Annotated in this window: 18 protein-coding genes, 1 tRNA gene and 1 pseudogene; 10 read left to right on the top strand and 10 right to left on the bottom strand. The window is 57.1% G+C overall.

Annotated elements, in window-relative coordinates; translation table 11 throughout:
* The 3 genes from Q8O73_RS03560 to Q8O73_RS03550 are packed head-to-tail and all read left to right on the top strand — an operon-like array spanning position 1 to position 2,533.
* Positions 1 to 501 carry a TRAP transporter small permease gene (locus Q8O73_RS03560; RefSeq protein WP_305555070.1) on the top strand — a complete coding sequence of 167 codons (501 nt, stop codon included), beginning with the start codon at positions 1 to 3 and terminating at the stop codon, positions 499 to 501.
* Positions 498 to 1,778 carry a TRAP transporter large permease gene (locus Q8O73_RS03555; protein WP_305555067.1) on the top strand — a complete coding sequence of 427 codons (1,281 nt, stop codon included), beginning with the start codon at positions 498 to 500 and terminating at the stop codon, positions 1,776 to 1,778. The genes Q8O73_RS03560 and Q8O73_RS03555 overlap by 4 nt, the downstream gene beginning before the upstream one ends.
* Complete coding sequence (locus Q8O73_RS03550; RefSeq protein ID WP_305555064.1) at positions 1,778 to 2,533, top strand: aspartate/glutamate racemase family protein; 756 nt, start codon at positions 1,778 to 1,780, stop codon at positions 2,531 to 2,533. Before Q8O73_RS03555 ends, Q8O73_RS03550 begins: the two co-directional genes overlap by 1 nt.
* Before the next feature lie 133 nt (positions 2,534 to 2,666).
* On the opposite strand, the gene Q8O73_RS03545 is transcribed toward Q8O73_RS03550, so the two are convergent.
* The 5 genes from Q8O73_RS03545 to trxB form a co-directional block, all read right to left on the bottom strand.
* Positions 2,667 to 3,137, bottom strand: a complete 471-nt coding sequence (locus tag Q8O73_RS03545) for a Dps family protein (protein ID WP_305555061.1) — start codon at positions 3,135 to 3,137, stop codon at positions 2,667 to 2,669.
* Between the two features lie 125 nt (positions 3,138 to 3,262).
* The gene (locus Q8O73_RS03540) at positions 3,263 to 5,314 is read right to left on the bottom strand and encodes an elongation factor G (protein ID WP_371135035.1); all 2,052 of its coding nucleotides are present in this window, start codon (positions 5,312 to 5,314) and stop codon (positions 3,263 to 3,265) included.
* A 736-nt stretch (positions 5,315 to 6,050) separates the two neighbouring features.
* Complete coding sequence (locus Q8O73_RS03535) at positions 6,051 to 7,394, bottom strand: adenylate/guanylate cyclase domain-containing protein (protein ID WP_305555055.1); 1,344 nt, start codon at positions 7,392 to 7,394, stop codon at positions 6,051 to 6,053.
* A gap of 883 nt (positions 7,395 to 8,277) precedes the next feature.
* On the bottom strand, positions 8,278 to 9,189 hold the full coding sequence (locus Q8O73_RS03530) for a LysR family transcriptional regulator (protein WP_305555052.1): 912 nt from the start codon (positions 9,187 to 9,189) through the stop codon (positions 8,278 to 8,280).
* A 224-nt stretch (positions 9,190 to 9,413) separates the two neighbouring features.
* Positions 9,414 to 10,364, bottom strand: coding sequence for a thioredoxin-disulfide reductase (trxB, locus tag Q8O73_RS03525; RefSeq protein ID WP_305555049.1), 951 nt, complete (start codon positions 10,362 to 10,364; stop codon positions 9,414 to 9,416).
* A gap of 255 nt (positions 10,365 to 10,619) precedes the next feature.
* On the opposite strand from trxB, the gene Q8O73_RS03520 reads away from it, so the two are divergent.
* Entirely contained in the window at positions 10,620 to 11,105 is a 486-nt protein-coding gene (locus tag Q8O73_RS03520) for an Lrp/AsnC family transcriptional regulator (protein WP_305555046.1), read from the top strand.
* 27 nt (positions 11,106 to 11,132) lie between these two features.
* On the opposite strand, the gene Q8O73_RS03515 is transcribed toward Q8O73_RS03520, so the two are convergent.
* The 4 genes from Q8O73_RS03515 to carA form a co-directional block, all read right to left on the bottom strand.
* Positions 11,133 to 11,627, bottom strand: coding sequence for a GNAT family N-acetyltransferase (locus Q8O73_RS03515; RefSeq protein ID WP_305555043.1), 495 nt, complete (start codon positions 11,625 to 11,627; stop codon positions 11,133 to 11,135).
* Positions 11,628 to 11,698: 71 nt separating this feature from the next.
* Entirely contained in the window at positions 11,699 to 12,172 is a 474-nt protein-coding gene (gene greA, locus Q8O73_RS03510; protein ID WP_305555040.1) for a transcription elongation factor GreA, read from the bottom strand.
* Positions 12,173 to 12,277: 105 nt separating this feature from the next.
* Positions 12,278 to 15,520 (bottom strand): carbamoyl-phosphate synthase large subunit, encoded by a 3,243-nt coding sequence (carB, locus tag Q8O73_RS03505; RefSeq protein ID WP_305555037.1) that lies wholly within the window; start codon positions 15,518 to 15,520, stop codon positions 12,278 to 12,280.
* An 81-nt stretch (positions 15,521 to 15,601) separates the two neighbouring features.
* Positions 15,602 to 16,768 (bottom strand): glutamine-hydrolyzing carbamoyl-phosphate synthase small subunit, encoded by a 1,167-nt coding sequence (carA, locus tag Q8O73_RS03500; protein ID WP_305555035.1) that lies wholly within the window; start codon positions 16,766 to 16,768, stop codon positions 15,602 to 15,604.
* Positions 16,769 to 17,144: 376 nt separating this feature from the next.
* Between carA and Q8O73_RS03495 the strand changes: the two genes are divergently transcribed.
* The 4 genes from Q8O73_RS03495 (at position 17,145) to Q8O73_RS03480 (ending at position 22,015) form a co-directional block, all read left to right on the top strand.
* Positions 17,145 to 17,600 carry a GatB/YqeY domain-containing protein gene (locus Q8O73_RS03495; protein ID WP_305555033.1) on the top strand — a complete coding sequence of 152 codons (456 nt, stop codon included), beginning with the start codon at positions 17,145 to 17,147 and terminating at the stop codon, positions 17,598 to 17,600.
* Positions 17,601 to 17,703: 103 nt separating this feature from the next.
* Complete coding sequence (gene dnaG / locus Q8O73_RS03490) at positions 17,704 to 19,608, top strand: DNA primase (RefSeq protein WP_305555031.1); 1,905 nt, start codon at positions 17,704 to 17,706, stop codon at positions 19,606 to 19,608.
* A 117-nt stretch (positions 19,609 to 19,725) separates the two neighbouring features.
* Positions 19,726 to 21,837: an RNA polymerase sigma factor RpoD gene (gene rpoD, locus Q8O73_RS03485; protein WP_305555029.1), complete on the top strand. Its 2,112-nt coding sequence runs from the start codon at positions 19,726 to 19,728 to the stop codon at positions 21,835 to 21,837.
* 101 nt (positions 21,838 to 21,938) lie between these two features.
* Positions 21,939 to 22,015 (top strand) — tRNA-Ile (locus Q8O73_RS03480).
* Between the two features lie 137 nt (positions 22,016 to 22,152).
* On the opposite strand, the gene Q8O73_RS03475 is transcribed toward Q8O73_RS03480, so the two are convergent.
* Complete coding sequence (locus Q8O73_RS03475; RefSeq protein WP_305555027.1) at positions 22,153 to 23,091, bottom strand: aromatic alcohol reductase; 939 nt, start codon at positions 23,089 to 23,091, stop codon at positions 22,153 to 22,155.
* 102 nt (positions 23,092 to 23,193) lie between these two features.
* Here Q8O73_RS03475 and Q8O73_RS03470 point away from each other — a divergent pair, with 102 nt between their 5' ends.
* Entirely contained in the window at positions 23,194 to 23,619 is a 426-nt protein-coding gene (locus Q8O73_RS03470) for a helix-turn-helix domain-containing protein (protein ID WP_305555025.1), read from the top strand.
* A gap of 36 nt (positions 23,620 to 23,655) precedes the next feature.
* Positions 23,656 to 24,030, top strand: a pseudogene (locus Q8O73_RS03465) (transposase); the annotation flags it as partial.

Below are 24,030 nucleotides of genomic sequence, written 5' to 3'. Positions count from 1 at the left end.
TTGAAAGCGGATCGTATTTTCACATTGATCCTGACGCGCGCCGATACCGGCGCCCGTCATCTTGTGATATTTGGCGCGGCGGCGATGGTTGGCGTCGTCTCCGCCCAGGTGGTCGCGCGCTATATGTTCAACAGTTCATTTGACTGGGCCGATGAAGTGTCGCGAATCGCCTTTGTCTGGACGATTTTTCTGGCCATCCCCCTGGGGATACGGGACGGCACGCATGTGGGGATCGAGTTGCTGGTCAAGCGGTTCCCGGTCCGCCTGCGCGCCATGCTTGCCCGTGTGACAAACGGACTGGCGGCTGTGATGATGTTGATCGTGTTCTGGACCTCGATCATCGTGGCGATGGTGACCTGGTCCGAGAGGCTGGGCGTGCTCAACATGACGTCCAGCGTCTTTTTCTTTCCGGTCATTCTTGGGTCGCTGCACGCAGCACTTCACCTGACACAGATGGCCCTGTTCCCATCAGATCCCAGGACATCGGAACCCCGAACATGAGCCTTTTCGTCATTTGCACGTTTCTGGTACTGGCGTTTCTGGGCATGCCCCTGGCGTTTTCGCTTGGCGTTTCGGCGCTGGTCGGGCTTTGGATGGCCGGGTTCGATCTGCTGGTGCTGCCGCCGCGCTTGATGAATGCGGTGAATTCCTTTCCGCTGATGTCGATCCCGCTTTTCATGATCGCGGGGGAGTTGATGCTCAAGGGCGGGATCATGGACCGGCTTGTGGATTTCGCCAATGCGTTCATCGGGCGCATGCGCGGCGGGCTGGCGCAGGTTGCAATTATCTCGGGCGCGGGTCTTGCGTCTGTTTCGGGGGCGGCGGTTGCCGATGCCTCGGCCTTGTCATCAACACTCGTACCTTCCTTGAAAAAGCAATACGGGCTTGGGTTCTCAACCGGGGTTGTTGCGGCAGCGGCAAATCTTGGGCCCATCATCCCGCCGTCGGGGGCCATGATCGTCTATGCCTTTATGGCAGGGTCCAGTGTGTCGGTCGGCGGGCTGTTCATGGCAGGTGTCATTCCCGGACTGATCCTGTTTGCGACCTTCATGGTGCTGTGCTGGTTAATCGCGTGGAAGCGTGACTATCCCCTGTCTGGCAACCCCGTCACCCTCAGGAACATCCTGCGGGAACTGCGCCGTTCTTTTGTCGTCTTTCTGATGCCGGTTATCGTGATCGGCGGGATCGTCGCCGGAGCCTTTACCGCGACCGAGGGTGCGGCCGTCGGTGTCTGCTATTCCTTGTTTCTTGGTTTCTTCGTCACGCGGCAGTTGAAACTCAGCGATCTGCCCGAGGTGCTGCTGACGGCGGCCAAGACTTCTGCGCTGGTCGGTGCGATGATTGCTTTTGCCTCGACCGTGACATTTCTGTTCACCATCGACATGCTGCCGTTCAAGCTGGCAGGGCTGCTTCAGGGGTTTACGGACAACCCGTTTGCTTTCCTTTGTCTTATCGCCGTGATGCTGCTGGTTGTTGGTATGTTCCTTGAATCCAACGCTGCCTACATCATGCTGGTGCCGCTGTTTCACCCGATTGCGATGCAATACGGGATAGACCCGCTGCATTTTGGTTTTCTCTTTGTGCTCAATCTTGTGATTGGCATGCTGACACCGCCGGTGGGCGTGATCCTGTTTGTGGTGTGCGGGATCACCGGCGTGAAGATGGGTGAACTGGTGCGCGAAAGCTGGCCGTTCATTGTGGCGATGTATGCCATCTTGTTGTTATGTATGATATTTCCCGGCGTCGTGACATGGTTGCCGGAACGAATGGGGTACTGATGCGCCTTCTCATGATCAATCCCAACACAACGGAGGCGCTGACCCGGCGGCTTGTCGCGTCTGTATCCGCCGTGCTGCCGCCGGATGTCACACTCCTGCCTGTGACGGCTTCTCGGGGGTTTCCCTATATCTCGTCCCGCGCCGAGGCGCAGATAGCGGGTGCGCTTGTTCTGGAGACTTTGGCCGAGAGGCAAGCAGAGTGTGATGCTGCCGTCATCGCCGCCTTTGGTGATCCCGGATTGCTGGCTGCGCGTGAACTTTTTGACCTGCCTGTTTCGGGCATGACAGAGGCATCGATGATGATGGCCATGTCACTGGGGCGGCGGTTTGCCTTCGTCACCTTTAGCAGGCATCTTGCCCCCTGGTTTGAAGAACAGGTCCGCCTTGCCGGTCTCGAAGGACGCTTCGCCGGGATTTTCACACCAAACGAGGCTTTCAAGACACTGTCTGGCGTGGCCGAGGATTTGCGACAGCCTCTTGTCGCCACCTGCCGCCGCGCGGCCCGTGATGCCGACGTGCTTATCCTTGCCGGTGCCCCAATCGCCGGGTTGGCCAACGAAATCAAAAACGACATTCCCCGCATTCTGATTGATCCCGTGCAAGCCGCCGCGCTGCAAGCCGTTGCGCAATTTCGGCTGTTTCCAAAAGGGGCGTCGCAAGGGAGTTTTGCGCGACCTCCTTCAAAACCGAACACCGGGCTTTCACCGTCTCTGGGCCACTGGATCGCAGGACAGGATCAGGCCAGCCAATCCTGAAAACCGTTACTTTCTGATTGTTTGAGTGATCTGGCCCTGGGTTCCCTTCACTTTTTCCGGTTGTTTTCCAAGGCAAACGGCCCGGAAATTCCGGGCCGTTGCGGGGGGATGGTGTAGGGCCGGTTGGGGCCGGTCAGCTTTCCAGCAGGCTGCGCAGCATCCAGGCGGTTTTTTCGTGGGTCTGGATGCGCTGGGTCAGCAGATCGGCGGTGGCGTCGTCGTCCGAACTGGCGCAGAGCGGATAAAGCGCACGGGCCGTTTTGATGACGGTTTCGTGGCCTTCGACCAGTTGTTTGATCATGTCCCTGGCGGCGGGAACGCCGGTTTCTTCCTTGATCGAGGACAGTTTTTTGTAGGCCGAAAAACTGCCCGGTGCGAAGGCGCCAAGCGAGCGGATGCGTTCGGCAATTTCATCAACGGCGGTTGCCAGTTCGGTATATTGCATTTCAAACATGGTGTGCAGGGTCTGGAACATCGGGCCGGTGACGTTCCAGTGGAAATTGTGGGTTTTCAGATAGAGCGCATAGGAATCCGCCAGCAAACGGCCAAGGCCCTCGGCGATTTCGGTGCGGTTTTTTTCGGTAATGCCAATATCGATTTTCATGCTGTGTTTCTCCGGTGCGGTGGCGCATAAGGATTATGACGGGATTATCGTTCTTCCCGAATAGATAATCCAATCAATAGTTTGGTGAATGTGGATAGATCAAATCTATCACAGTATGTCTGGTGTTATTTGGGGGTGTTTCGGCCACCCCGCAACTGTGCGGCATTCTTGCCGGTCAGTTCCTGCATATGGGCAAAGCGGCGTTCAAAAAAGCCGGTGCCAAGGCTGAGCGATCGGAGTTCCATCACCATATCGCCGGTTTCGGATGCGGGCATCAGCACCTCGATCTCGTCCCAGCCCTGCCAGCCTTCCTTGGCGCAAAAGCCCGCAATCTGGCCGCGCCGCGCACTGACCAGCCGTTGGGCTTTGGAGGTGAATTCGGACGGGACCGACACAATGATCCGGTCTACCGGCTCCAGAATCACCGGGTCGGCCAGTTTCAACCCGTCCTGCAAGGCGATGCGGGCGGCCATCTGAAAGGCCTGATCGGAACTGTCCACGGCATGATAGGAGCCATCCGTGAGTTCGACGGCAAAATCAACCACCGGAAAGCCCAGCGGCCCGGACCGCATGCCATCGCGAATGCCCTTTTCCACCGCCGGGATATAATGGCGCGGCACGGTGCCGCCGACCACCTTGTCGGTAAAGGTAAAGCCCGCCCCGCGGGCCTGCGGGGTGAGGGTGATTTTGACATCGCCAAACTGGCCGTGGCCGCCGGTCTGTTTTTTATAGCGACCCTGCACCTGTACGGGTTTGCGGATGGTTTCCTGATAGGCGGTCTGGACCGGCACGGTTGACAGATCAAGGTGATAGCGGTCGCGCAATTGCATCAGTGCCAGTTGCAGATGAATGTCGCCCTGCCCGCGCAGGACCAGTTGCCCGGTATGGGGATCATGCAGGGCGTCAAGGGAGCGGTCCTGTTCGGTCAGATGGTGCAGGGCCTCGGTCAGTTTGACGTCATCGCCCGGTGTGTTGACCTGAAGGGCAACGGCATAAAGTGGCGGCAGCGGATCGGGCCACAGGCCATCCATGATTTTCCCCGCCGGGCCAAGGGCCTGCCCGGTGCGGGCCTTGTCCATGCGCGGCAGGCCGATGATGGCACCGGGGCCGGCACTGGCGATTTTTTCGGTTTTGTCACCCGACAGGGCACACAGGCCGCTGATCCGGTCCGCGCCGATGCCATCGCCTTCCTGCACCATGCCCGATAACACCCGCCCATAACAAAACCGCCCGGCATGGGGCAGGTGAAGGGTCTTGAAAATCTGGACAACCGGGGCTTCGCCCCCATTGGTATTGCCCTCTGTCTCGATACCCAGACGTTGGGCGCAGACATCGGCATTGGGGGCTTCGTGACGCAGGGCCTTGAGCAGGCGGCGAATGCCGTAATCCTTTTCGGCCGATCCGAAAAACACCGGCACAATCAGATCATTGGCCAGATCGCGGCCCAGATTGTCGTAAATTTCATCGGGGGCGGGGGTTTGATCCTCAAGGATTTTTTCCAGCAAGCCATCATCAAAATCGGCCAGTGTTTCAAGCAATCCGTCGCGGGCCTGCTGTTCACGCTCCGCCATTTGGGCGGGCAGGGAGACCAGTCTGGACGGATGGCTGTCGAGATATTCATAGGCGCGTTGCGACACGACATCGACAAAGCCGGTGATTTCTTCGCCGGTGCCGTCATTGCCGCGGATCGGGATTTCGCGCAGGACGAGGGGCCGGTCGGAAATATCCTGCAAGGCGCTCAGCGTATCGCGCAGGCGCACCCCGGCATGGTCGGCCTTGTTGATGAAAATCAGATGCGGGATGCGGCCCCGGTCCAGATATTTCAGGATCGGGGCGGCGGTCATGATTTTGGCCGGGTCGGGTTCGATCACCACCACGGCAACATCGCAGATCATCGCGGCTTCGCGGCTGTCCTGGGCGAAATCGACCGAGCCGGGGCAATCGATAAAATGCCATTCTTCGTCCAGCCAGGTGGTTTTGGCGACGGTCAGAAGGGTGCTCATGCCGCGTTCGCGGGAGTCGGCGCTGTAATCGCCAATTGTGTTATGATCGCGCACCGATCCCTTGCGATGCAGGGTGCCGGTGGCCAACAACAAACTTTCCAGAAGGCTGGTCTTGCCGCTGGTATAGGGGCCGACAAGGGCGGCAACACGCGGCGGGTGGGGTGTAAAGGGCATGGTCATCTCCTCGCGGCGGAAAATGATCCGTCCGGCAGGAGGCGGCAGCGCGTCCCGTCGGTCGCGATCCTGGTGCCGTATGGGCCCGGTATGGCGGCCCTGTGCAAGGGACCGGTTCCGGGCTTTGCTTCTTCCGGATAATCCTTTCACTGCTGCGCATCAACAGCAAGGAAAATTGATGGCCGGTGACAGGCTTTCTATTTCAGGTTTTGAAAGATGTGCCTTTATTTCGCCATGATCTGCCCTGAAATCACCTTAACCGGCCTGTTTTCCGGCCTTAATCCCAAGTCATATTGGGAATGTCAGACGAGGTGGTTGTCGGAACATTTCTGTCCCCCCTCAAGCGTTACCGACGCTCTTTATCGTCCCCCGTGAGAGAGCAAATGACGCCTCGAACTGATCGGTCTCCCCAAGACCATTTGACCCCGAAAATGGGGCGGGTTTCAAACCCCGCCCCTTCTTTTTTGCGTTTTTCCGGGTTGTCTTCTTTTGCCTTTATTTGCCCTGAAATGGTCTTAAGTCGCTGGTTTTCATGCCGCAATTATCGGGCATAGTCACAATTGTCAAACGCGACAACCGGTGTGCGTCCCTCCCTCGCAAACACCGGGACCCCAATTTGCTGTCCCCCGCAGCATCTGCACCCCAGGGTCGAACGGCGCGTTTGGCATTAAGGTCTCCCCAAGACCAACTGTCCCCCAAAGACGGGGCGGGTTTCAAACCCCGCCCCGCTCTTTTTTTATGGGGTGACCTTGCCAATTTCCTCAATGCTGAAAATTGCGGTAGGGGTGCTGCGCCCGCGCACGGTGACGTCGCCGCGGGGGTGGCTTTCAAAGGGCGGGGTTTCGCCACAGGCTTGCAAGGTTTCGCCGGTTGTCAGGACAAAAGTGCCGAACTGTTTGTTCATCTGTTCAAGGCGGGCGGCGATATTGACGGTATCGCCATGCACGGTGAAGGTCAGGCGGTCCTGCGATCCAATCGCCCCGACGACAACATTGCCGGTATTGATACCACAGCGCGTTTTCAGATAACCACCATGGCAAAACACGGTTTCCCGACAGGTTTTCTGAATGCCAAGGGCGGTCAGGACCGCCTTGCGGGCATGGTCCGGGTCCGGGGTGACGGCGTTGAAGGTGATCAGCATGGCGTCGCCCTCAAACTGGTTGATGACGCCGCCATATTGTTCGATCACCGCATTGGTGGCGGCGAAATAGTCATTAAGCATCCGGGCCAGTTCCTGCGGGGTCAGGGTTTCCGAGAGGGTTGAAAAGCCTTCGATATCGGTAAACATCACGGTGGCATGGACCGATTCACCATCCCCGGCGCGGATTTGCTGATCGGCATGGGTGATGCGGGCGGCCACCTCGCGCGAGACAAAGCGCGACAGGTCGCGGGCGGCAATTTCATCGGAGACGGCGCGTTGAAACGACCGCTGTGCGCGCAAAACCGCAATCGCCAGAATGCCCGACACCATCAGAATGGCGATGATCTTGTCGATCTCGGCCCCGATCAGGATGGAATTGGAGGTCAGATAGGTGACGTAATTGCGGGTGATCATGCTCTGCCCGCCCTCGCTCCAGATCACATAAAACACCAGCGCCAACCAGCCAAGGGCGGCCGTCCCCCCGGCCAGCAGGATATAGCGCGGATCAAACCGCAGGGCGCGCAACGCGATAAAGATAAAGACATACATCATGGTCGGCGCTTTAAGATAGAAACTGGCGGGCTGCATATACTGGATGTGGAAGCTCCAGATCAGCACCATCAAAAGCCCGATATCGGCGATGACCGAGAGGGTCAGAAACCAGTCGGCCAGCGCCATGCGCCAGGACAGCCCCAGCCGGGTCAGGGTAAAGACAAAATAAAGGGCGAGCGCCCACGGCACCGGATGAAAACCCTGATTCATCGCGGTTTTGGGGGTGATGGTATAGAGGCTGGCGAAAATCACCATTAATAATAACTGCACCCAACCGATCAGCTTTTCGCTTTGGCGTTGCTGCCGGGCGATGGCCTCGGTCACGCGGTCGGGCAGGCCGGCCTTGGGGGCCTTGCCAAACAGGAATTCGGCGATATCGGTTTTCATGTGGTGTGCGGCCCCCTTGCTTGCCCCCGGACCAGGACGCCGGGGCGATGCAGTGTGGCGGGCAATGGCGGTTCTGCCAAGGGGCCGATGATCGCGGGGCGTCACGGGTTTGTGTGGGAGGAGATTCAGGACAAAAAAAAGCCGGGCAACAATGTGCCCGGCAAGTTTATCAGGGAGGCTTCACGTCTGGGAGACGTAGGACCCCTCTCGGGGCCCTGGGTGGCCGGGCTGGGAGCCCGACCAAGACCGGAAAATCGGTCAGGGAGAAATCTGTTACCACGGTGCGGTGTTTGCCGCTGTGGTTCGAGAGGGAAGATAGCAATTTATCGGCAAAGTACCACTGACAAATTGATCCTTCTGCCATGCGTAAAACGCATAAAGCTAAAACAGGTTCCAACTGGCGGTTAATAATCTGAAATAAAACAATAAATTTTCCGAAAGGTCGAGCCACAATCCGGACGCAAGGGGGGCGGGGCAGAATTTTATGTGCGACTGCGAAAAAAAAAGCCGGTAACCCCGAAAGGTTACCGGCAGGATCAACAGGGAGGCTTTAACGTCCGGAAGACGGGGAATCTTGGGGATTCCAGACCGGATAACGTTCCGGCCGGACGGATCAGGAGGGACTGATCGGAGCGGTTGGGAGCAAGCCCGTATGTGCAGGCGCTAACAACCGCAGATGTGAATATATGTGTGGTCTGTAACGTTTAAAAATAGAAATGCGACACAGCAACCATGCGTTTTCTGCATGGCGGAAAAATGACAACAATATGAAGACATTATGTCAGTCTGTCATGGCACAGCCGGGCAGATGGCCTTCATGCAAAACGCCCGCCTTTGCCAGGCGGACGTTTGAAGGGTGGTTCGGGATTTTCCCCGGAGGGGATCAGTCCGGAATGCCGGTGACACGGGCCTTGGCCTCGTTGATTTTTTCAATCAGGAAATCGCGGAACACGCCGATGCGTTTGGAATGGCGCAATTCTTCGGGATAGACGAAATAGGCGTCAAAACTGGGCCCTTCGAGTTCGGGCAGGATACGGACCAGATTGCTGTCGGCGGGCACCAGATAATCGGGCAGGGCCGAAATGCCCAGACCCGATTCGGTGGCGCGGAAAATGCCATAGATATTGTTGAGTTTCAGGATTGCCCGCATATCGGGTTTGAACTGCCGGGCGACATTCATCATCCAGTTGACGTTTGATACCGGCGGGCGGGCATCCTCGCCATAAATGATCAGGCGGTGATTTTTGATGTCTTCGGGTTTTTTCGGCACGCCATGAATTTTGAGATATTCCGGCGAGGCAAAGACATGATAGCGCAAGGTCATCAATTGCCGTTGCACCAGATCGGCCTGACGCGGCGGCATCATGCGAATGGCAACATCGGCCTCGCGCATCGCCAGATCGAGTTCCTGATCATGAAGAACCAGCGACAATTCGATATCGGGATAGCGTTCCAGAAATTCGTTGATGCGCGGGGTCAGCCAGGTGGAACCAAAGGCAACGGTGGTCGTGACCTTTAACGGGCCGCTGGGCCGTTCGCGCGATTCGCGAATGCGGGCCTCGGCCATCGACAGTTTGGCAAAGACATCATGGGCGGTGCGATAGAGAAGTTCGCCCTGTTCGGTCAGGATCAGACCGCGGGCATGGCGGTGAAACAGCGGGACTTTGACGCTGTCTTCCAGTGCGCTGATCTGGCGGCTGACCGCTGACTGGCTGAGATTAAGGTTTTCCCCCGCATGGGTAAAACTTCCCGCCTCGGCAACAGCGTGAAAAACACGCAGTTTGTCCCAATCCATTGACCTGCTCCTTTGTCACCATCGCGTGGTCCCAACGATGGTCCCCTGATACTGTCCTGTTTTTAAAGTCATATGGTTTCCAGCCGGTTAAGCTGACCGGATTAATGATCTAATATGAGGCCTTTGTGAGGATGTGCAAGCAGGCAATGTGTTTTTAGGGGCAGGCCCATCAAAAACGGCACCGTTTGACGGGTGCCGTTTGAGGGATCGGACAACAGGCAAAATCAGCCTTGATGTTCGGCGATGAATTTTTCGGCCTCCAACGCGGCCATACAGCCCATCCCCGCCGCAGTGACGGCCTGACGGTAAATTTTGTCGGTGACATCGCCAGCGGCGAAAACACCGGCGACATTGGTGCGCGTCGTGCCGGGTTGCACCAGAATGTAATTTTCCGGGTCCATCGTGATATGGCCCTGAAACACCCTGGTTGCCGGATCATGGCCGATGGCAACGAAAAATCCGTCGGCGGCGATATCGGTCAGCGCATCGGTTTTGATATTGCGCAGGCGAACGCCTTCGACCCCGTCCATCGGGCCGTCGCCGCCCAGAATATCGTCGATCACGCTGTCCCAGATCACATCGATTTTGTCGTGATTGAACAGGCGGTCCTGCAACATTTTTTCGGCACGCAATTCATCGCGGCGATGGACCAGCGTCACCTTGCTGCAAATTCCGGCGAGATAGAGGGCTTCTTCCACGGCGGTATTGCCGCCGCCGACCACGACAACCGGTTTGTTGCGATAGAAAAACCCGTCACAGGTCGCACAGGCCGATACACCGCGGCCATTGTATTTTGCCTCGCCGGGCAGGCCGAGCCAGCGGGCCTGCGCCCCGGTGGTGATGATCACGCTTTCGGCAACGTAACTGTCGCCGGAATCGCCCTTGCAGACAAAGGGGCGTTTGGAAAAATCGACATCGACAATCAGGTCATGGGCCATTTTGGTGCCGACATGTTCGGCTTGGGCTTTCATTTGCTCCATCAGCCACGGCCCCTGAATGACATCGGCAAAGCCCGGATAGTTTTCAACATCGGTGGTGATGGTCAACTGCCCGCCCGGCTGCAACCCCATGACCATCATGGGTTCAAGATTGGCGCGCGCGGCATAGATGGCGGCGGTATAACCCGCCGGGCCGGAACCGATGATCAGGACTTTGGTGTGATGTGTCTGGGCCATGTTCTTTGCTGTCTTGATGGATGAAACTGGCGTCGAACATATGGGCACATGCGCCGGGGCGCAACCGCCCAAAACAGGATTTTGCCACAAGATTTTGCGGGTCGGGTGCCGGAACGGCACGGATTTTGCGAATTGTTAGCAATTGTTACATGGGTCAGATTGCATTCTGGCACAGAATATATTATTGCCAGCACATTGCCCCCCTGTAATATTGTTTCGTACAGGGTGATATCAGCGCACAGAATTGAGGAATACATGCAACGGGTCAAACTCGACAGGATCGACCGCAGAATTTTGCGCGATCTTCAGGAAGACGGCCGGATGACCAATGTTGAACTGGCGCGCCGCGCCGGGATATCGGCGCCGCCCTGTTTGCGTCGTGTGCGTGCGCTGGAAGAAGCCGGGTTTATTCAGGGCTATCACGCCGATGTCGATGCCCAGGCGCTGGGATATAATGTGACGGTGTTTGCGCTGGTCGGGCTGGCCAGCCAAGCCGAACATGATTTGCGGGCCTTTGAAGCCCGTGCGGCGGCGTGGCCGGAAGTTCGCGAATGCCACATGGTGGCGGGTGATATGGATTTTTTGTTGAAAATCGTATCGCATAGCTGGGACGAATATCAGAAATTCCTGACGACCCAACTGACGATGGCGGAAAACGTCAATCACGTCAAATCGGCCCTGTCGATTCGCACCGCCAAAAGCGAACCGGGCGTGCCGATTGATCTGGATGGCGAAGACTGAATTTCCGGTTTTGACCGGGTTTGATTTTCAGGGCTGCTGTGCCAGATTGCGCAGGGCATCGCCATCAATTTCATACAGAACCGCCCCGGCATCAATCGCGCCCAGTCGCTGATAAAACCGGCAGGCTTTTATATTGTCGGCAAGGACCGTCCACCAGATTGAGACGGCGTTGCGCCGCAGGGCCTCGGCGGCAAGGGCAGTCATCAGTTTTCCGCCGATTTTGGCGGACCGGTATGCGGGCATGACATAAAGTTCGGTCAGCCACAGGCCGCGTGCGGACAGGTCGGGATTATAAAATTCCTGAAACAGGGCCTGCCCGATGACCGGGGCATCATTGCCATTGCCATCCTGAACCAGCAGGCTTTCAAGGATCGGACGATCCCCGAACATCATGTCGCGGATGCTGTCTTCGCTATGGGGGATGCCGGGATAGTCATGTTCGGCATGGATGGCATTGGACATGGCGGCAATCACGGCGCAATCGCCGGGCCGGGCCGGGCGGATATCAAAACGGGACGGCATGGCAGGGTTCCATAAACAAAAACGGCCCGATGAGGGGTCATCGGGCCGTTACATCGCGGGTGATTTTCAGATCAGGCGAAGGTGACCGACAGGATTTCGTAGGCTTTGGTGCCGCCGGGCACCGTGACCTCGACCGATTCCCCGACCGATTTGCCAATCAGCGCCCGGCCGATCGGCGAGGTGGTCGAGATGCGACCGGCATTGATGTCGGCTTCGATCTGGCCGACCACCTGATAGGTGGTTTCCTCGTCGGTGTCTTCATCGACCATGGTGACGGTCGCGCCAAATTTGATGATGGATCCGGCCAGCGACGGTACATCGATCACTTCGGAGCGGCTCAGCACATCTTCGAGTTCGGCAATGCGGCCTTCGCAGAAGCTTTGGCGTTCACGCGCGGCATGATATTCGGCGTTCTCCGAAAGATCGCCATGTTCGCGTGCATCGGAAATCGCCTTGATGATCTCAAGACGTTCAACCGATTTCAGGTGCTTCAGTTCCTGTTCGAGACGCTGATGCCCCTGGGGGGTCATTGGTACTTTTTCCATCGCGCTCACGCCTTGTTGCAAATGCCAATATTACAAAATCAACCGCCCGGCTATCACCGCCGGGCGGTCTGAAACTTTTCGATACTGTTCTGCGGGGTCGCAGGACTAGTAGTCATCCCCAAGATAGGCCTGAACGGTCTGCACTGCAAGAGCGCCGCGTTTCAGATTGTCGATGGCGCGCAAAGTGGCCCGCGCCCCGGCAATGGTCGTATAATAAGGAATGGCGTTGGTCAGCGCAGTGCGGCGGATTGAAAAACTGTCAACCAGCGCCTGTTTGCTTTCGGTGGTGTTGAACACCAGATCGATATCGCCATTCTTCATCATATCCACGATATGGGGACGTCCATCCTGTACCTTATTGACCGGTGTGACGTCCAGTCCTTCTTTTTCAAGGACATCTGCCGTGCCCCGGGTGGCAACAATGGCAAAGCCCATGGCAATCGCATCGCGGGCCAGTTGAACAGCGGCGGGTTTGTCATAGTCCTTGACCGAGACAAAAATCTTGCCGCCCAGCGGCAATTTGTGACCGGCCGCCATTTGTGCCTTGGCAAAAGCCCGGCCAAAATCGGTATCCAGACCCATGACTTCGCCGGTTGACCGCATTTCCGGTCCCAGCAAGGTATCGACACCGGGGAAGCGGTTGAAGGGGAAGACGGCCTCTTTGACGGCGATATGTTTGAACGGGCCGTGATTGATCTTGAAATCGGCGAGTTTTTCACCGGCCATGATCCGTGCGCCGATCTTGGCAATCGCATTGCCGGTGGCCTTGGCAACAAACGGCACGGTGCGCGAGGCCCGCGGATTGACTTCGATCAGATAGATATCGTCATCCTTGATCGCATATTGCACATTCATCAGGCCGACGACATTGAGCGCCTTGGCCAGTTGTACGGTCTGGGCCTTGAGACGGTCGATCATGGCGGCGTCCAGCGAATAGGGCGGCAGCGAACAGGCGGAATCGCCCGAATGAATGCCAGCTTCTTCGATATGCTGCATGATTCCGGCAACAAAAACATCGGTGCCATCCGATACCGCATCGGCATCAATTTCGATGGCGTCTTGCAGGAAACTGTCGATCAGGACCGGGCTTTTGCCCGAGACCTGCACCGCCTCGGTCATATAGCGCAGCAAATCCTGGGTGGTATGGACGATTTCCATCGCCCGGCCGCCCAGAACGTAACTGGGGCGGATCACCACCGGATAGCCGATATTTTCGGCAATCTTGACCGCCTCGTCCACCGACCGGGCAATGCCGTTGGCCGGTTGTTTGAGGCCGAGTTTTTTGATCAGGTCCTGAAACCGGTCGCGGTCTTCGGCAAGGTCGATGCTGTCGGGGCTGGTGCCGAGGATCGGAATGCCGGCCTTTTCAAGGGCGGCAGAAAGTTTCAGCGGCGTCTGCCCGCCATATTGTACGATGACGCCCATCAATTCGCCTTTGGCCTGTTCTTGCAGGCACAGTTCCAGAACGTCTTCGGCGGTCAGCGGTTCAAAATACAGGCGATCAGAGGTGTCATAATCGGTTGAAACCGTTTCCGGGTTGCAATTGACCATGATCGCCTCGATCCCGGCTTCGCGGAGCGCATAGGCGGCGTGGACGCAGCAATAGTCAAATTCGATGCCCTGACCGATGCGGTTGGGACCGCCGCCCAGAATGATCGCCTTTTTCCGGTCCGTGACTTCGGCTTCGTTTTCCGGTTCGTTGAAACCGTCGCCTTCGTAAATCGAATACATATAGGAGGTCCGCGACGGAAATTCGGCGGCACAGGTATCGATACGCTTGTAAACCGGATGCAGTTTGAGGCCGTGACGGGCGGCGCGCACATCGTCTTCGTCGGCACCGGTCAGTTCGGCCAGACGGGCATCGGAGAAACCGAGTTTTTTCAGGCGCAGGAAACCGTGCCGGTCTTTGGGCAGGCCATTGGCGCGAATGGATTCTTCTTCGGTGACCAGCATTTCAATCTGACGCAGATACCACGGATCAAATTTCGTGGCCGATTGAATTTCGTCAAGGGTCAGGCCATAACGAAATGCCTGTGCGGCATAGAGAATGCGGAACGGGATCGGTTGCGTCAGCTGTGCGCGGATCGCCGATTTATCCGGGGCGCCTTCGATTTTGACTTCATTCAACCCGGTCAGGCCGGTTTCCATCGACCGCAGGCCTTTTTGCAGGCTTTCGGCAAAGGAGCCGCCAATCGACATGGCTTCGCCAACCGATTTCATCGCAGTGCCAAGCAAGGCCTGTGCGCCGGGGAATTTTTCAAAGGTAAAGCGCGGAATTTTGGTGACGACATAATCAATCGTCGGTTCGAACGAGGCCGGGGTGACGCCGGTAATGTCGTTATCGAGTTCATCAAGGCGATAGCCGACCGCCAGCTTGGCCGCGATTTTGGCAATCGGGAAGCCGGTGGCCTTGGAGGCCAGCGCGGATGACCGCGACACCCGCGGATTCATTTCAATGACAATCAGACGGCCATCAACGGGATTGACGGCGAATTGCACGTTTGACCCGCCGGTATCGACGCCGATTTCGCGCAGCACCGCCAGCGATGCGTCGCGCATGATCTGATATTCCTTGTCGGTCAGGGTCAGGGCCGGGGCGACGGTGATTGAATCGCCGGTGTGAATGCCCATCGGATCGACATTTTCAATCGAACAGATGATGATGCAATTGTCCGAATGGTCGCGGACGACTTCCATCTCATATTCTTTCCAGCCCAGAATGCTTTCTTCGATCAGCACTTCGTGGGTTGGGGAAATGGCCAGACCGTTGCGCACGATCTGTTCAAATTCTTCGCGGTTATAGGCAATGCCGCCGCCTTCGCCGCCCAGGGTAAAGCTGGGGCGGATGATGGCCGGAAGGCCGGTATGTTCAAGGGCGGCCAGGGCTTCTTCATAGGTGCGCACCATGGCGGAACGCGCACTTTCAAGGCCGATCTTGTCCATGGCATCGCGAAACAGCAGGCGGTCTTCGGCCTTGCGGATCACGTCCTTTTTGGCGCCGATCATTTCGACGCCATATTTGTCGAGCGTGCCGTCATCGGACAGGGCCAGCGCGGTATTGAGCGCGGTTTGCCCGCCCATGGTCGGCAACAGCGCGTCCGGGCGTTCCTTTTCGATGATCTTGGTGACCATTTCAGGGGTGATCGGTTCGATATAGGTGGCATCGGCCAGATTGGGGTCGGTCATGATGGTGGCCGGGTTGGAATTGACCAGAATAACCCGGTAACCTTCTTCCTTCAGGGCCTTGCACGCCTGCGCGCCGGAATAGTCAAATTCACAGGCCTGACCAATGACGATCGGGCCTGCCCCGATGATAAGGATGGATTTGATATCTGTACGTTTCGGCATGTCTTTTTCCGCTTTTGGCGTAACGGGCGTTGCCCGCCGCAATGGAGTCCGTCGTTGCGTATCGTGGCGTCTGCGCGAAGGTCAGGCCTTCGCGGCGTCGATCAGGTCAACAAAACGTTTGAACAAATAATGACTGTCATGCGGTCCTGGCGAGGCTTCGGGGTGATATTGCACGGCAAAGACCGGCTTGTCCCGCAGGCGCAGACCGGCCAGCGATCCGTCAAACAACGAGAAATGCGTGGCTTCGACATTGGCAGGCAGGCTGTCTTTATCGACGACAAAGCCGTGATTCTGGCTGGTGATTTCCACCACCCCGGTCGTGACATCCTTGACCGGGTGGTTGGCCCCGCGATGGCCGACCGTCATTTTGCGGGTGGTCGCCCCCAGGGCAAGCGCCATCATCTGATGACCCAGACAAATGCCAAAGACCGGCTTGCCCGAGGCAATCAGTTTTTTGATGGTCGGCACCGCATAAACGCCGGTTGCCGCCGGGTCGCCGGGGCCGTTTGACAAAAACACCCCGTCGGGGTTCATCGCCAGAATGTCTTCGGCCGATGTCTGGGCCGGGACCACCGATACCTTGCATTCAAGGGCGGCCAGATTGCGCAGGATATTGCGTTTGATGCCGTAATCGATGGCGACGACATGATGGCGGGCATTGCCGATCTTGCCGTAACCGCCCTTGATCGACCACAGGGTTTCTTCCCATTCATAGCCGGTGGTGCAACTGTTTTCGATGGCAAGATCCATGCCTTCGAGGCCGGGCCATTCCTGTGCACGGGCGATCAGGGCGGGGATATCGAAGATGCCATCGGGATTGTGGCAGATCACACCGGTCGGCGCCCCTTCGTCGCGGATGCGTTTGGTCAGTTGACGGGTATCAATACCGCAAATCGCCACCCGGTTATATTTGGCCAGCCAGTCATTGTAATGGCCGGTGGCGCGGTAATTTGACGGTTCGGTGATGTCCTGGCGCAGGATGCAGCCAAGGGCGACCGGGCTGGTATTTTCGATATCTTCGTCGTTGGTGCCGACATTGCCGATATGGGGGAAGGTGAAACTGATGATCTGTCCGGCATAGGACGGGTCGGTCATGATTTCCTGATAGCCGGTGATCGAGGTGTTGAAACAGACTTCACCAACCACCTCGCCACGGGCACCGGCCCCGCGTCCCCAAAAGACCGAACCATCGGCAAGAACGAGAACGGCGGTGGCGCCGGGCGGCGGGGTGTGCGTGGGCGCTGACATCGGTGAATGTCCTTTCGATTTATCCACGGTGAGACACGGAGTCTTTATATATAACAATCATATCCGGACCGATAGACATGGTCCTGATTTGCCGCGTATGCCAGACATGCAAATGTGCCGCATGGTTTCGGTGTTGTCTCAATCGACCGGCGCACAGGGTCGCCATCATTGCGATAACATGCCAAAAGCGGGGCAAATCCTTAATCGGGCGGGCAAATTGGCGGATGTCTACGGGATGCGGGCGTGCCTGTCAAGGACGCATCCTTGTTTTTATTTATCGTTTATAATCAATGGCTTATGTCGGTATGTTTTCTTTGCCTGGGGGCGGGTTTTGGGGTATGTTCACTCCTTTCTTTCACAGAATCAGAGACAGGCCATGCTGCGATCACAGTTGAGTGACGCATTGAAAAAAGCCGTCCTTGCCAAGGATACGGTTACCGTTACCACAGTGCGTCTGATCATTGCGGCCCTGAAGGACCGCGATATTGCCGCACGGGGTGAGGGCAATCAGGACGGCATTCCCGATGAGGAAATTCTGGCCCTGCTTCAGGCGATGGTCAAACAGCGCCGCGAAAGCATCGAAATGTATACCAAGGGCAATCGCGCCGATCTGGCGGATCAGGAAGCATCCGAAATCGTCGTGATTGAAAAATTCCTGCCCAAACAGATGTCCGATGCCGAGATCGAGGCCGCCGTACGCGGCGTGGTTGCCGATCTGGGGGCGACCTGTTTGAAGGATATGGGGCGCACCATGGCGGCCCTGCGCGACAAATTTGGCGGCCAGATGGATTTTGGCAAGGCAGGCGGAGTTGCCAAAAAGCTTCTGGGCTGATGGCATCGCTGCGATTAGACTGTAAAGCCGGATGCGGATGCGTCCGGCTTTTGTCGTCCCGGATCATTGCGGGAAAACATCGGAATAAAGGGATCACGGCACCATGAGTTTTCCCCAGTCGTTTCTGGACGATTTGCGGGCACGGGTCGGGCTGGCGGATATCGTCGGAACGTCCGTGAAGCTCATCAAGCGTGGGCGCGAATATTCCGGGCTGTGCCCGTTCCATAGTGAAAAATCGCCATCCTTTACCGTCAACGAGCAAAAGGGTTTTTACCATTGCTTTGGCTGTGGGGCGCATGGCGATGTCATCAGCTTTTTGATGAATAATCGCGGGCTGACCTTTGTCGAGGCGGTGGAAATGCTGGCCAATCAGGTTGGCATGGAGGTTCCCAAACAGTCCCGCGAAGCCGAAGAACGCGAAAAAAAGGCCAAAACCCTTTATGAGGTGATGGAGGCGGCCTGTGTGTTTTATGAACGCACATTGCGGATGCCCGAAGGCCGCGAAGGGCTGGATTATTTTCATCGGCGCGGGCTGGACGATGGCACCATTGCGGCGTTTCGCCTTGGTTTTGCGCCCGACAGCCGCGGGGCGCTGAAAGCCGCCCTGAAACGCGAGGACATTGACGAGGGCGCGATGATCGAGGCCGGGTTGCTGATTGATCCCGAAGGGGAAGACCGGCAATCCTATGACCGGTTTCGCGGCCGGGTGATGTTTCCGATTCTGGACCGGCGCGGGCGGGTGGTGGCCTTTGGCGGGCGGGTGATGGGCGATACCAAGCCGAAATATCTGAATAGCCCCGACACGCCGCTGTTTCACAAGGGCAGCTTGCTGTATGGCCTGCCGCAGGCGCGCGAAGCCGCCCGGCAGGATGCCCCGATCATTGTGACCGAGGGCTATATGGATGTGATTGCCCTGCACCGGGCCGGATATCGTGGGGCGGTGGCACCGCTGGGAACGGCAGTGACCGAAGAACAAATCGGCGAATTGTGGAAAATGACCAACGAGCCGGTCCTGTGTCTGGACGGCGATGCGGCGGGCAAACGGGCGGCGGTGCGGGCGGCAGAACGGGCGATACCGATCCTGCGGCCGGGGAAATCCTTGCGGTTTTCGATCCTGCCCGAAGGCGAGGACCCCGACAGCATGGTGGGAACCGCCGACGGGGTTGCGGCGTTTCGTAAATTGCTGGATGCGGCGGTGCCGTTGGCGGAACTGGTGTGGCGGCTCGATACCGCCGGGCGGCCGATTGATACGCCCGAACGCCGGGCGGCGCTGGAGGCCGATATTCACAACCGAATCGCCGCGATTGGCGACGAGGCGGTGCGCCATCAGTATCAAAATATGTTCCGCGACCGGGTGTGGCAGCTTTTTCGCGGTGAAAAACCCAAAGCGGGGACCGGCAACCGGAATGGCGGGGCGGGGTATGGCAATGGCGGGGCGCGGGGCAAAAAATTCATGCCCGGTGGCCGACGCGGAAAAAAAGATTATTTCTGGGAACCGGCGGGCAAGGCGGTGCCGGGCATGTCCCATTCCCCGACGCGCAAGCGCCGATATGTTCAGGATTGTATCTTGCTGGCAACTTTGATCAATCATCCCCACCTTCATGATGATGTCGGGGAAAGGCTGGGAATCTACAGTTGCGTCGACTCCGAACTTGACAATCTCCGGCGGGGCGTCTTAAAGCTGCTGGATGGTGACCCCGGACTTGATTTTGAAGCCGTGAAGACCCATTTGGAGCGCGACGGGCTGTCTCGGACAGTATTGCGGGTGGTTGGCAGCGATATTATCGCGCACGCCGCTTTCGCCAGGCCCGAAACGCCGCTGGAGCGGGCAAGAGCGGGTTGGGAACAGGTTTTTTCGATGGCTGTAAGCGCCCTGGAGGACGAAGAGGCACAATATGCCGTCCGTCAGTTGGCCGCCGATGTCAGCGAAGAGGAATGGGAACGGTTTTCGCATCGTCGCGAGGATCAGGCCCGACGCCGGGAAAATGTCTTCAAGCTCGACGACTGATCGTTGTTGCCAGTGGTGACAGGGTCGGCGGATCGGGCTATTTGTGATTTGCGCTGTGGAATGGCAGCGTACGGGATAACAACGGTACATATGTACCTAGCGGGAAACGGGGAATAGATGTCGTCTAAGACTTCGAGCGCCGAAGAGAAAAAAAACTCTTCTGAAACCGCAGACGGACCTCTTCTCGACACATACAAGTCGGCCATCAAAAAGCTTGTTGCCAAGGGCAAGGAGCATGGCCACATTACGGTTGATGAACTGAACGCCGCCTTGCCGTCCGAACATTTTTCGTCTGAACAGATCGAAGATGTGATGACCAATCTGAACGAGATGGGCATCAATGTTGTCGAGAATGACGAGGTGGAAGACAGCGACTCCGTAGATCGGGATGACCCGGATGCGGAAGCAAAGGGCAACATCTCCGAAGATGATATTGGCCGCACCGATGATCCGGTGCGCATGTATTTGCGCGAAATGGGCAGTGTCGAGCTGCTGTCGCGTGAAGGCGAAATTGCCATTGCCAAACGGATCGAGGCCGGGCGTGAAATGATGATTGGCGGGATTTGCGAATCCCCGCTGACCATTCGCGCCATCGTCAACTGGCATGACCAGCTTCAGGCCGGCAATCTGTTGTTGCGCGATGTGATCGACCTTGAAACCACCTATGGTGGCGGGCCGGACCCGGTTGTTCTGGGCGGCGAGGAACCCGAGGAAGAAGACGTTTCCGACGAGGAACTTCTGGCCCCGGCGGCCCCGCTTGTGAAGACCGACCCGGTCAAGGAAATCAAGCCGGAACCGGTTGTCGAGGCCAAACCGGTGAAAATTGCCAAATCCGGCGATGAGGAAGAAGACGGCGACGAGGAAGAAGACGCCGAAAGCGCGGATGACGCGGAAGAAGACGGCGAAGAAGTGCGCCGGTCCGATGACGACGACGACGACGACGACGAGAACGAGCAGGTCAATGTTTCGCTTTCCAAAATGGAAGAGGAACTGACCGAGCAGGTTCTTGAGAAATTTGATCGCGTTGCCAAAACCTATGAGAAGCTGCACAAGGCGCAGGAACAGCGCCTTGTGGCGATGAACAAGGGCGAAGCCGTTCCGGCGGCAACCGAAAAGCGCTATAACAAGCTTAAACAGGAAATGGTCGATCTGATGGAAGATGTTCATTTGAACAACTTCCGGATCGAAGAACTTCTGGATCATCTGACCGGCCTGAACAACCGGCTGCTGGGCCTTGAGGGCAAGCTTCTGCGCTTTGCCGACCGGTGCAAGATCAAACGCCCGGATTTCGTCAAACAGTATCAGGGCAATGAACTTGACCCGAACTGGATGGACCGTGTTTCGGCGCTGCCGGGCAAGGGCTGGAAGACGTTTATCGAACGGTATCCCGAAGAAATCGCGCAATTGCGCGAGGAAATCGGCGGTGTTTCGGCCGAGGTCGGCTTGCCGATTGGCGAATTTCGCCGGGTTTATGGCGTGGTCAACAAGGGCGAGCGCGAAGCAGCGCGCGCCAAAAAGGAAATGATCGAGGCCAATCTGCGCCTTGTGATTTCGATTGCCAAAAAATACACCAATCGCGGGCTTCAGTTCCTTGACCTGATTCAGGAAGGCAATATCGGCCTGATGAAGGCGGTGGATAAATTTGAATATCGCCGTGGCTATAAATTTTCGACCTATGCGACTTGGTGGATCCGGCAGGCGATTACCCGCTCGATTGCCGATCAGGCCCGGACCATCCGTATTCCGGTTCACATGATCGAAACCATCAACAAGCTGGTGCGGACCTCGCGCCAGATGTTGCATGAAATCGGCCGCGAACCGACCCCGGAAGAACTGGCCGAAAAGCTGCAAATGCCGCTGGAGAAGGTTCGCAAGGTCCTGAAAATTGCCAAGGAGCCGATCTCGCTCGAAACGCCGATTGGCGACGAGGAAGACAGCCATCTGGGCGATTTCATCGAGGACAAGAACGCGGTTCAACCGCTTGACGCGGCGATTCAGGCCAATTTGCGCGAAACCACGACACGGGTTCTGGCGTCATTGACCCCGCGTGAAGAACGTGTTTTGCGCATGCGCTTTGGCATTGGCATGAATACCGACCATACGCTTGAGGAAGTCGGGCAGCAGTTTTCGGTGACCCGCGAACGTATTCGCCAGATCGAAGCAAAGGCGCTGCGTAAGCTCAAACATCCGTCACGCTCGCGCAAGCTGCGCTCGTTCCTCGATTATTAAAAATCAGGCGACGTTCGGGCTTGACCTTGGCTTGAAAATCGCTAGTTTTCGGGACCGCGCCGGTACAAACCGCTGGCGCGGTCCTTTCTTTTCCCCCTTGGGGGCCCGTAGCTCAATTGGTTAGAGCCGACCGCTCATAACGGTCTGGTTGGGGGTTCAAGTCCCTCCGGGCCTACCACTCTTGTTGTCGAGTGCCACAAAAGATGACATTTTCGCCAGAGAAGATAACATTCTTGCCGGAAATGATGAAATCATCACGACCCAGGAAACTCCACAACCCGACAGCATCTGAGACTGTAGACCGTATCATCGCCCTTAGGAGCGAAGGTTTTCTCTGATCCACTCCTCAGCGGTCGTGACATTGATGCCATTCCGCTCATTGAAGCTGTCGCGTTTGGGCCATGCCACACCCTTCCCTTCGGCAAAGACAGCCCGATATTTCTTGATGTGGTTGTCGGGGTCCTGTGCAAGCTCCGATTTGAGCTGAAGAACTGTCCATTCCGATTTCGTAAACGGACGCCCAAGCACAGTCTGAAGCTTGTCTGCAACCTCCCCATACGTCACCGTGTCACCCGCAAGGTAGACGATCTCGTTTCGGATCGCCGGTTGAGCAAAGACCACCTCTGCGGTCAAGGCACCGATATCATCAGGGGTCGTTAGTGTAACTTCCGTATCCAGGCTGCCCAGCGCGTGGACCGCGTTCTTTTTGAGATCAACGACCTCAAATATTGGTTCGAATAAAAAGCTCGTGAACATTCCCGTGGAAATTACGACCCAGTCCGTTTTGTCCTGGCCGCGCAGGAGTTCACGCACATCAATCTGGGCGTCGAACAGGTCCTGGGGGCTGCCGCGACCGATGACGTCGAAATCGACACCGAACTGCCAAGGAAAATATCGCTGCAGGTTGGCTTCAAGCGCAGCCTTTGCGAGTTTCATTGGAGTGTTTCGACCGGCGGAAAAGCCTGCGCAGCCGATCACTGTATCATAAGGCGCAAAGATCGCTGCCAGCTCGCTTATCGAAGCGGCAAGGATATCTCCGGGTACGATCTCGATCCCCAATGTGCGCATTTCAGCGACGTCGCGCTTTTTCACTGGGTCGATGGATTCGACGGTGGCCGCCCGCAAGAGAACGCTGACCGTTGCCCCTTCATGCGCCTTGGCTTTACGTGCAAGATTGCGCAGAACCGGCATGCCGAGTTCTCCGGCACCAATGACCAAGATCGACTGTGCGTCGACTGTTTGCGAAGAGTTCATCGTGTAAATCCTTCCTAATCTCATCGTTGATATGACCGGGTAGATGACATAGTTCGAAAGCTGTCGTAAGAAGGCACACGCGTGATACCGGAGGGCGGGAAGATGACCAGAGACGAAATTCTGAGCTATTCTCAAGCTGTCTGCGACGGTCTTCGCGAGGATGAAGACGGAGTAAGGCGCGAAGTTCTGACCCACGCAGGGAACAGATGGTCTCTGGGCATCATCCACACCTTGGGTGTCTATGGCAGACTACGCCATGCGGATATCGGACGACGAATGCATGGCGTTACCCAGAGAATGTTGACACGTACCCTCCGTCAACTTGAGAGGGATGGGCTGGTCACACGCTATGATCTCGTGGAGATGCCGCCACGCGTGGAATACGAGCTGACAGAGCTGGGAATGGGGCTGCTTATTCGCATGATCCCGCTTTGGACATGGGTTGTTGAAAATTCGGATCTGTTTCGAAAATCACGTGAAGAATACGATTCCCGACCGGCAGAAAAGCCGTCGTGGCAAACTTTTTGATGGACTGTTCGCCTGTCCAATGGCCGTCTTCTTGAAGTGCGCGAAACGATCCCGTCCCTGCCGATTGAGCGCGGCATGCCCACGGCCAATCTTCTCGCCCATGTGCTGGTCTCGAAATATGCCGATCATGTACCGTTGTACCGGCAAGTCGGCATTTATGCCCGCGACGGCATGGAGCTGCCCCGATCATTGCTGGCCAACTGGGTTGGCAAATGTTCAAGCCTGATGGAGCCCCTGATTGCTGCGATTGAACGGCATGTTCTGGCCGGTTCGCATATCCATGCCGACGATACACCGGTGCCCGTCCTTGAGCCTGGCCGGGGGAAAACAAGGCAGGGCCGGTTGGATTTATCTTCGCGATGAACGGCCGCATGGCAGTGATACGCCACCAGCCGCCCTTTATCGCTATAC

The organism is Thalassospira sp., assembly GCF_030690045.1.
GTDB lineage: Bacteria > Pseudomonadota > Alphaproteobacteria > Rhodospirillales > Thalassospiraceae > Thalassospira.
This window is presented reverse-complemented; position numbering and strand designations above follow the sequence as displayed.

Bases quoted from the DNA above. Each gene is read 5' to 3' on its own strand.
- Q8O73_RS03555 (WP_305555067.1), top strand. From the start codon at position 498: ATGAGCCTTTTCGTCATTTGCACGTTTCTGGTACTGGCGTTTCTGGGC.
- Q8O73_RS03550 (WP_305555064.1), top strand. From the start codon at position 1,778: ATGCGCCTTCTCATGATCAATCCCAACACAACGGAGGCGCTGACCCGG.
- Q8O73_RS03545 (WP_305555061.1), bottom strand. From the start codon at position 3,137: ATGAAAATCGATATTGGCATTACCGAAAAAAACCGCACCGAAATCGCC.
- Q8O73_RS03540 (WP_371135035.1), bottom strand. From the start codon at position 5,314: ATGCCCTTTACACCCCACCCGCCGCGTGTTGCCGCCCTTGTCGGCCCC.
- Q8O73_RS03535 (WP_305555055.1), bottom strand. From the start codon at position 7,394: ATGAAAACCGATATCGCCGAATTCCTGTTTGGCAAGGCCCCCAAGGCC.
- Q8O73_RS03530 (WP_305555052.1), bottom strand. From the start codon at position 9,189: ATGGATTGGGACAAACTGCGTGTTTTTCACGCTGTTGCCGAGGCGGGA.
- trxB (WP_305555049.1), bottom strand. From the start codon at position 10,364: ATGGCCCAGACACATCACACCAAAGTCCTGATCATCGGTTCCGGCCCG.
- Q8O73_RS03520 (WP_305555046.1), top strand. From the start codon at position 10,620: ATGCAACGGGTCAAACTCGACAGGATCGACCGCAGAATTTTGCGCGAT.
- Q8O73_RS03515 (WP_305555043.1), bottom strand. From the start codon at position 11,627: ATGCCGTCCCGTTTTGATATCCGCCCGGCCCGGCCCGGCGATTGCGCC.
- greA (WP_305555040.1), bottom strand. From the start codon at position 12,172: ATGGAAAAAGTACCAATGACCCCCCAGGGGCATCAGCGTCTCGAACAG.
- carB (WP_305555037.1), bottom strand. From the start codon at position 15,520: ATGCCGAAACGTACAGATATCAAATCCATCCTTATCATCGGGGCAGGC.
- carA (WP_305555035.1), bottom strand. From the start codon at position 16,768: ATGTCAGCGCCCACGCACACCCCGCCGCCCGGCGCCACCGCCGTTCTC.
- Q8O73_RS03495 (WP_305555033.1), top strand. From the start codon at position 17,145: ATGCTGCGATCACAGTTGAGTGACGCATTGAAAAAAGCCGTCCTTGCC.
- dnaG (WP_305555031.1), top strand. From the start codon at position 17,704: ATGAGTTTTCCCCAGTCGTTTCTGGACGATTTGCGGGCACGGGTCGGG.
- rpoD (WP_305555029.1), top strand. From the start codon at position 19,726: ATGTCGTCTAAGACTTCGAGCGCCGAAGAGAAAAAAAACTCTTCTGAA.
- Q8O73_RS03475 (WP_305555027.1), bottom strand. From the start codon at position 23,091: ATGAACTCTTCGCAAACAGTCGACGCACAGTCGATCTTGGTCATTGGT.
- Q8O73_RS03470 (WP_305555025.1), top strand. From the start codon at position 23,194: ATGACCAGAGACGAAATTCTGAGCTATTCTCAAGCTGTCTGCGACGGT.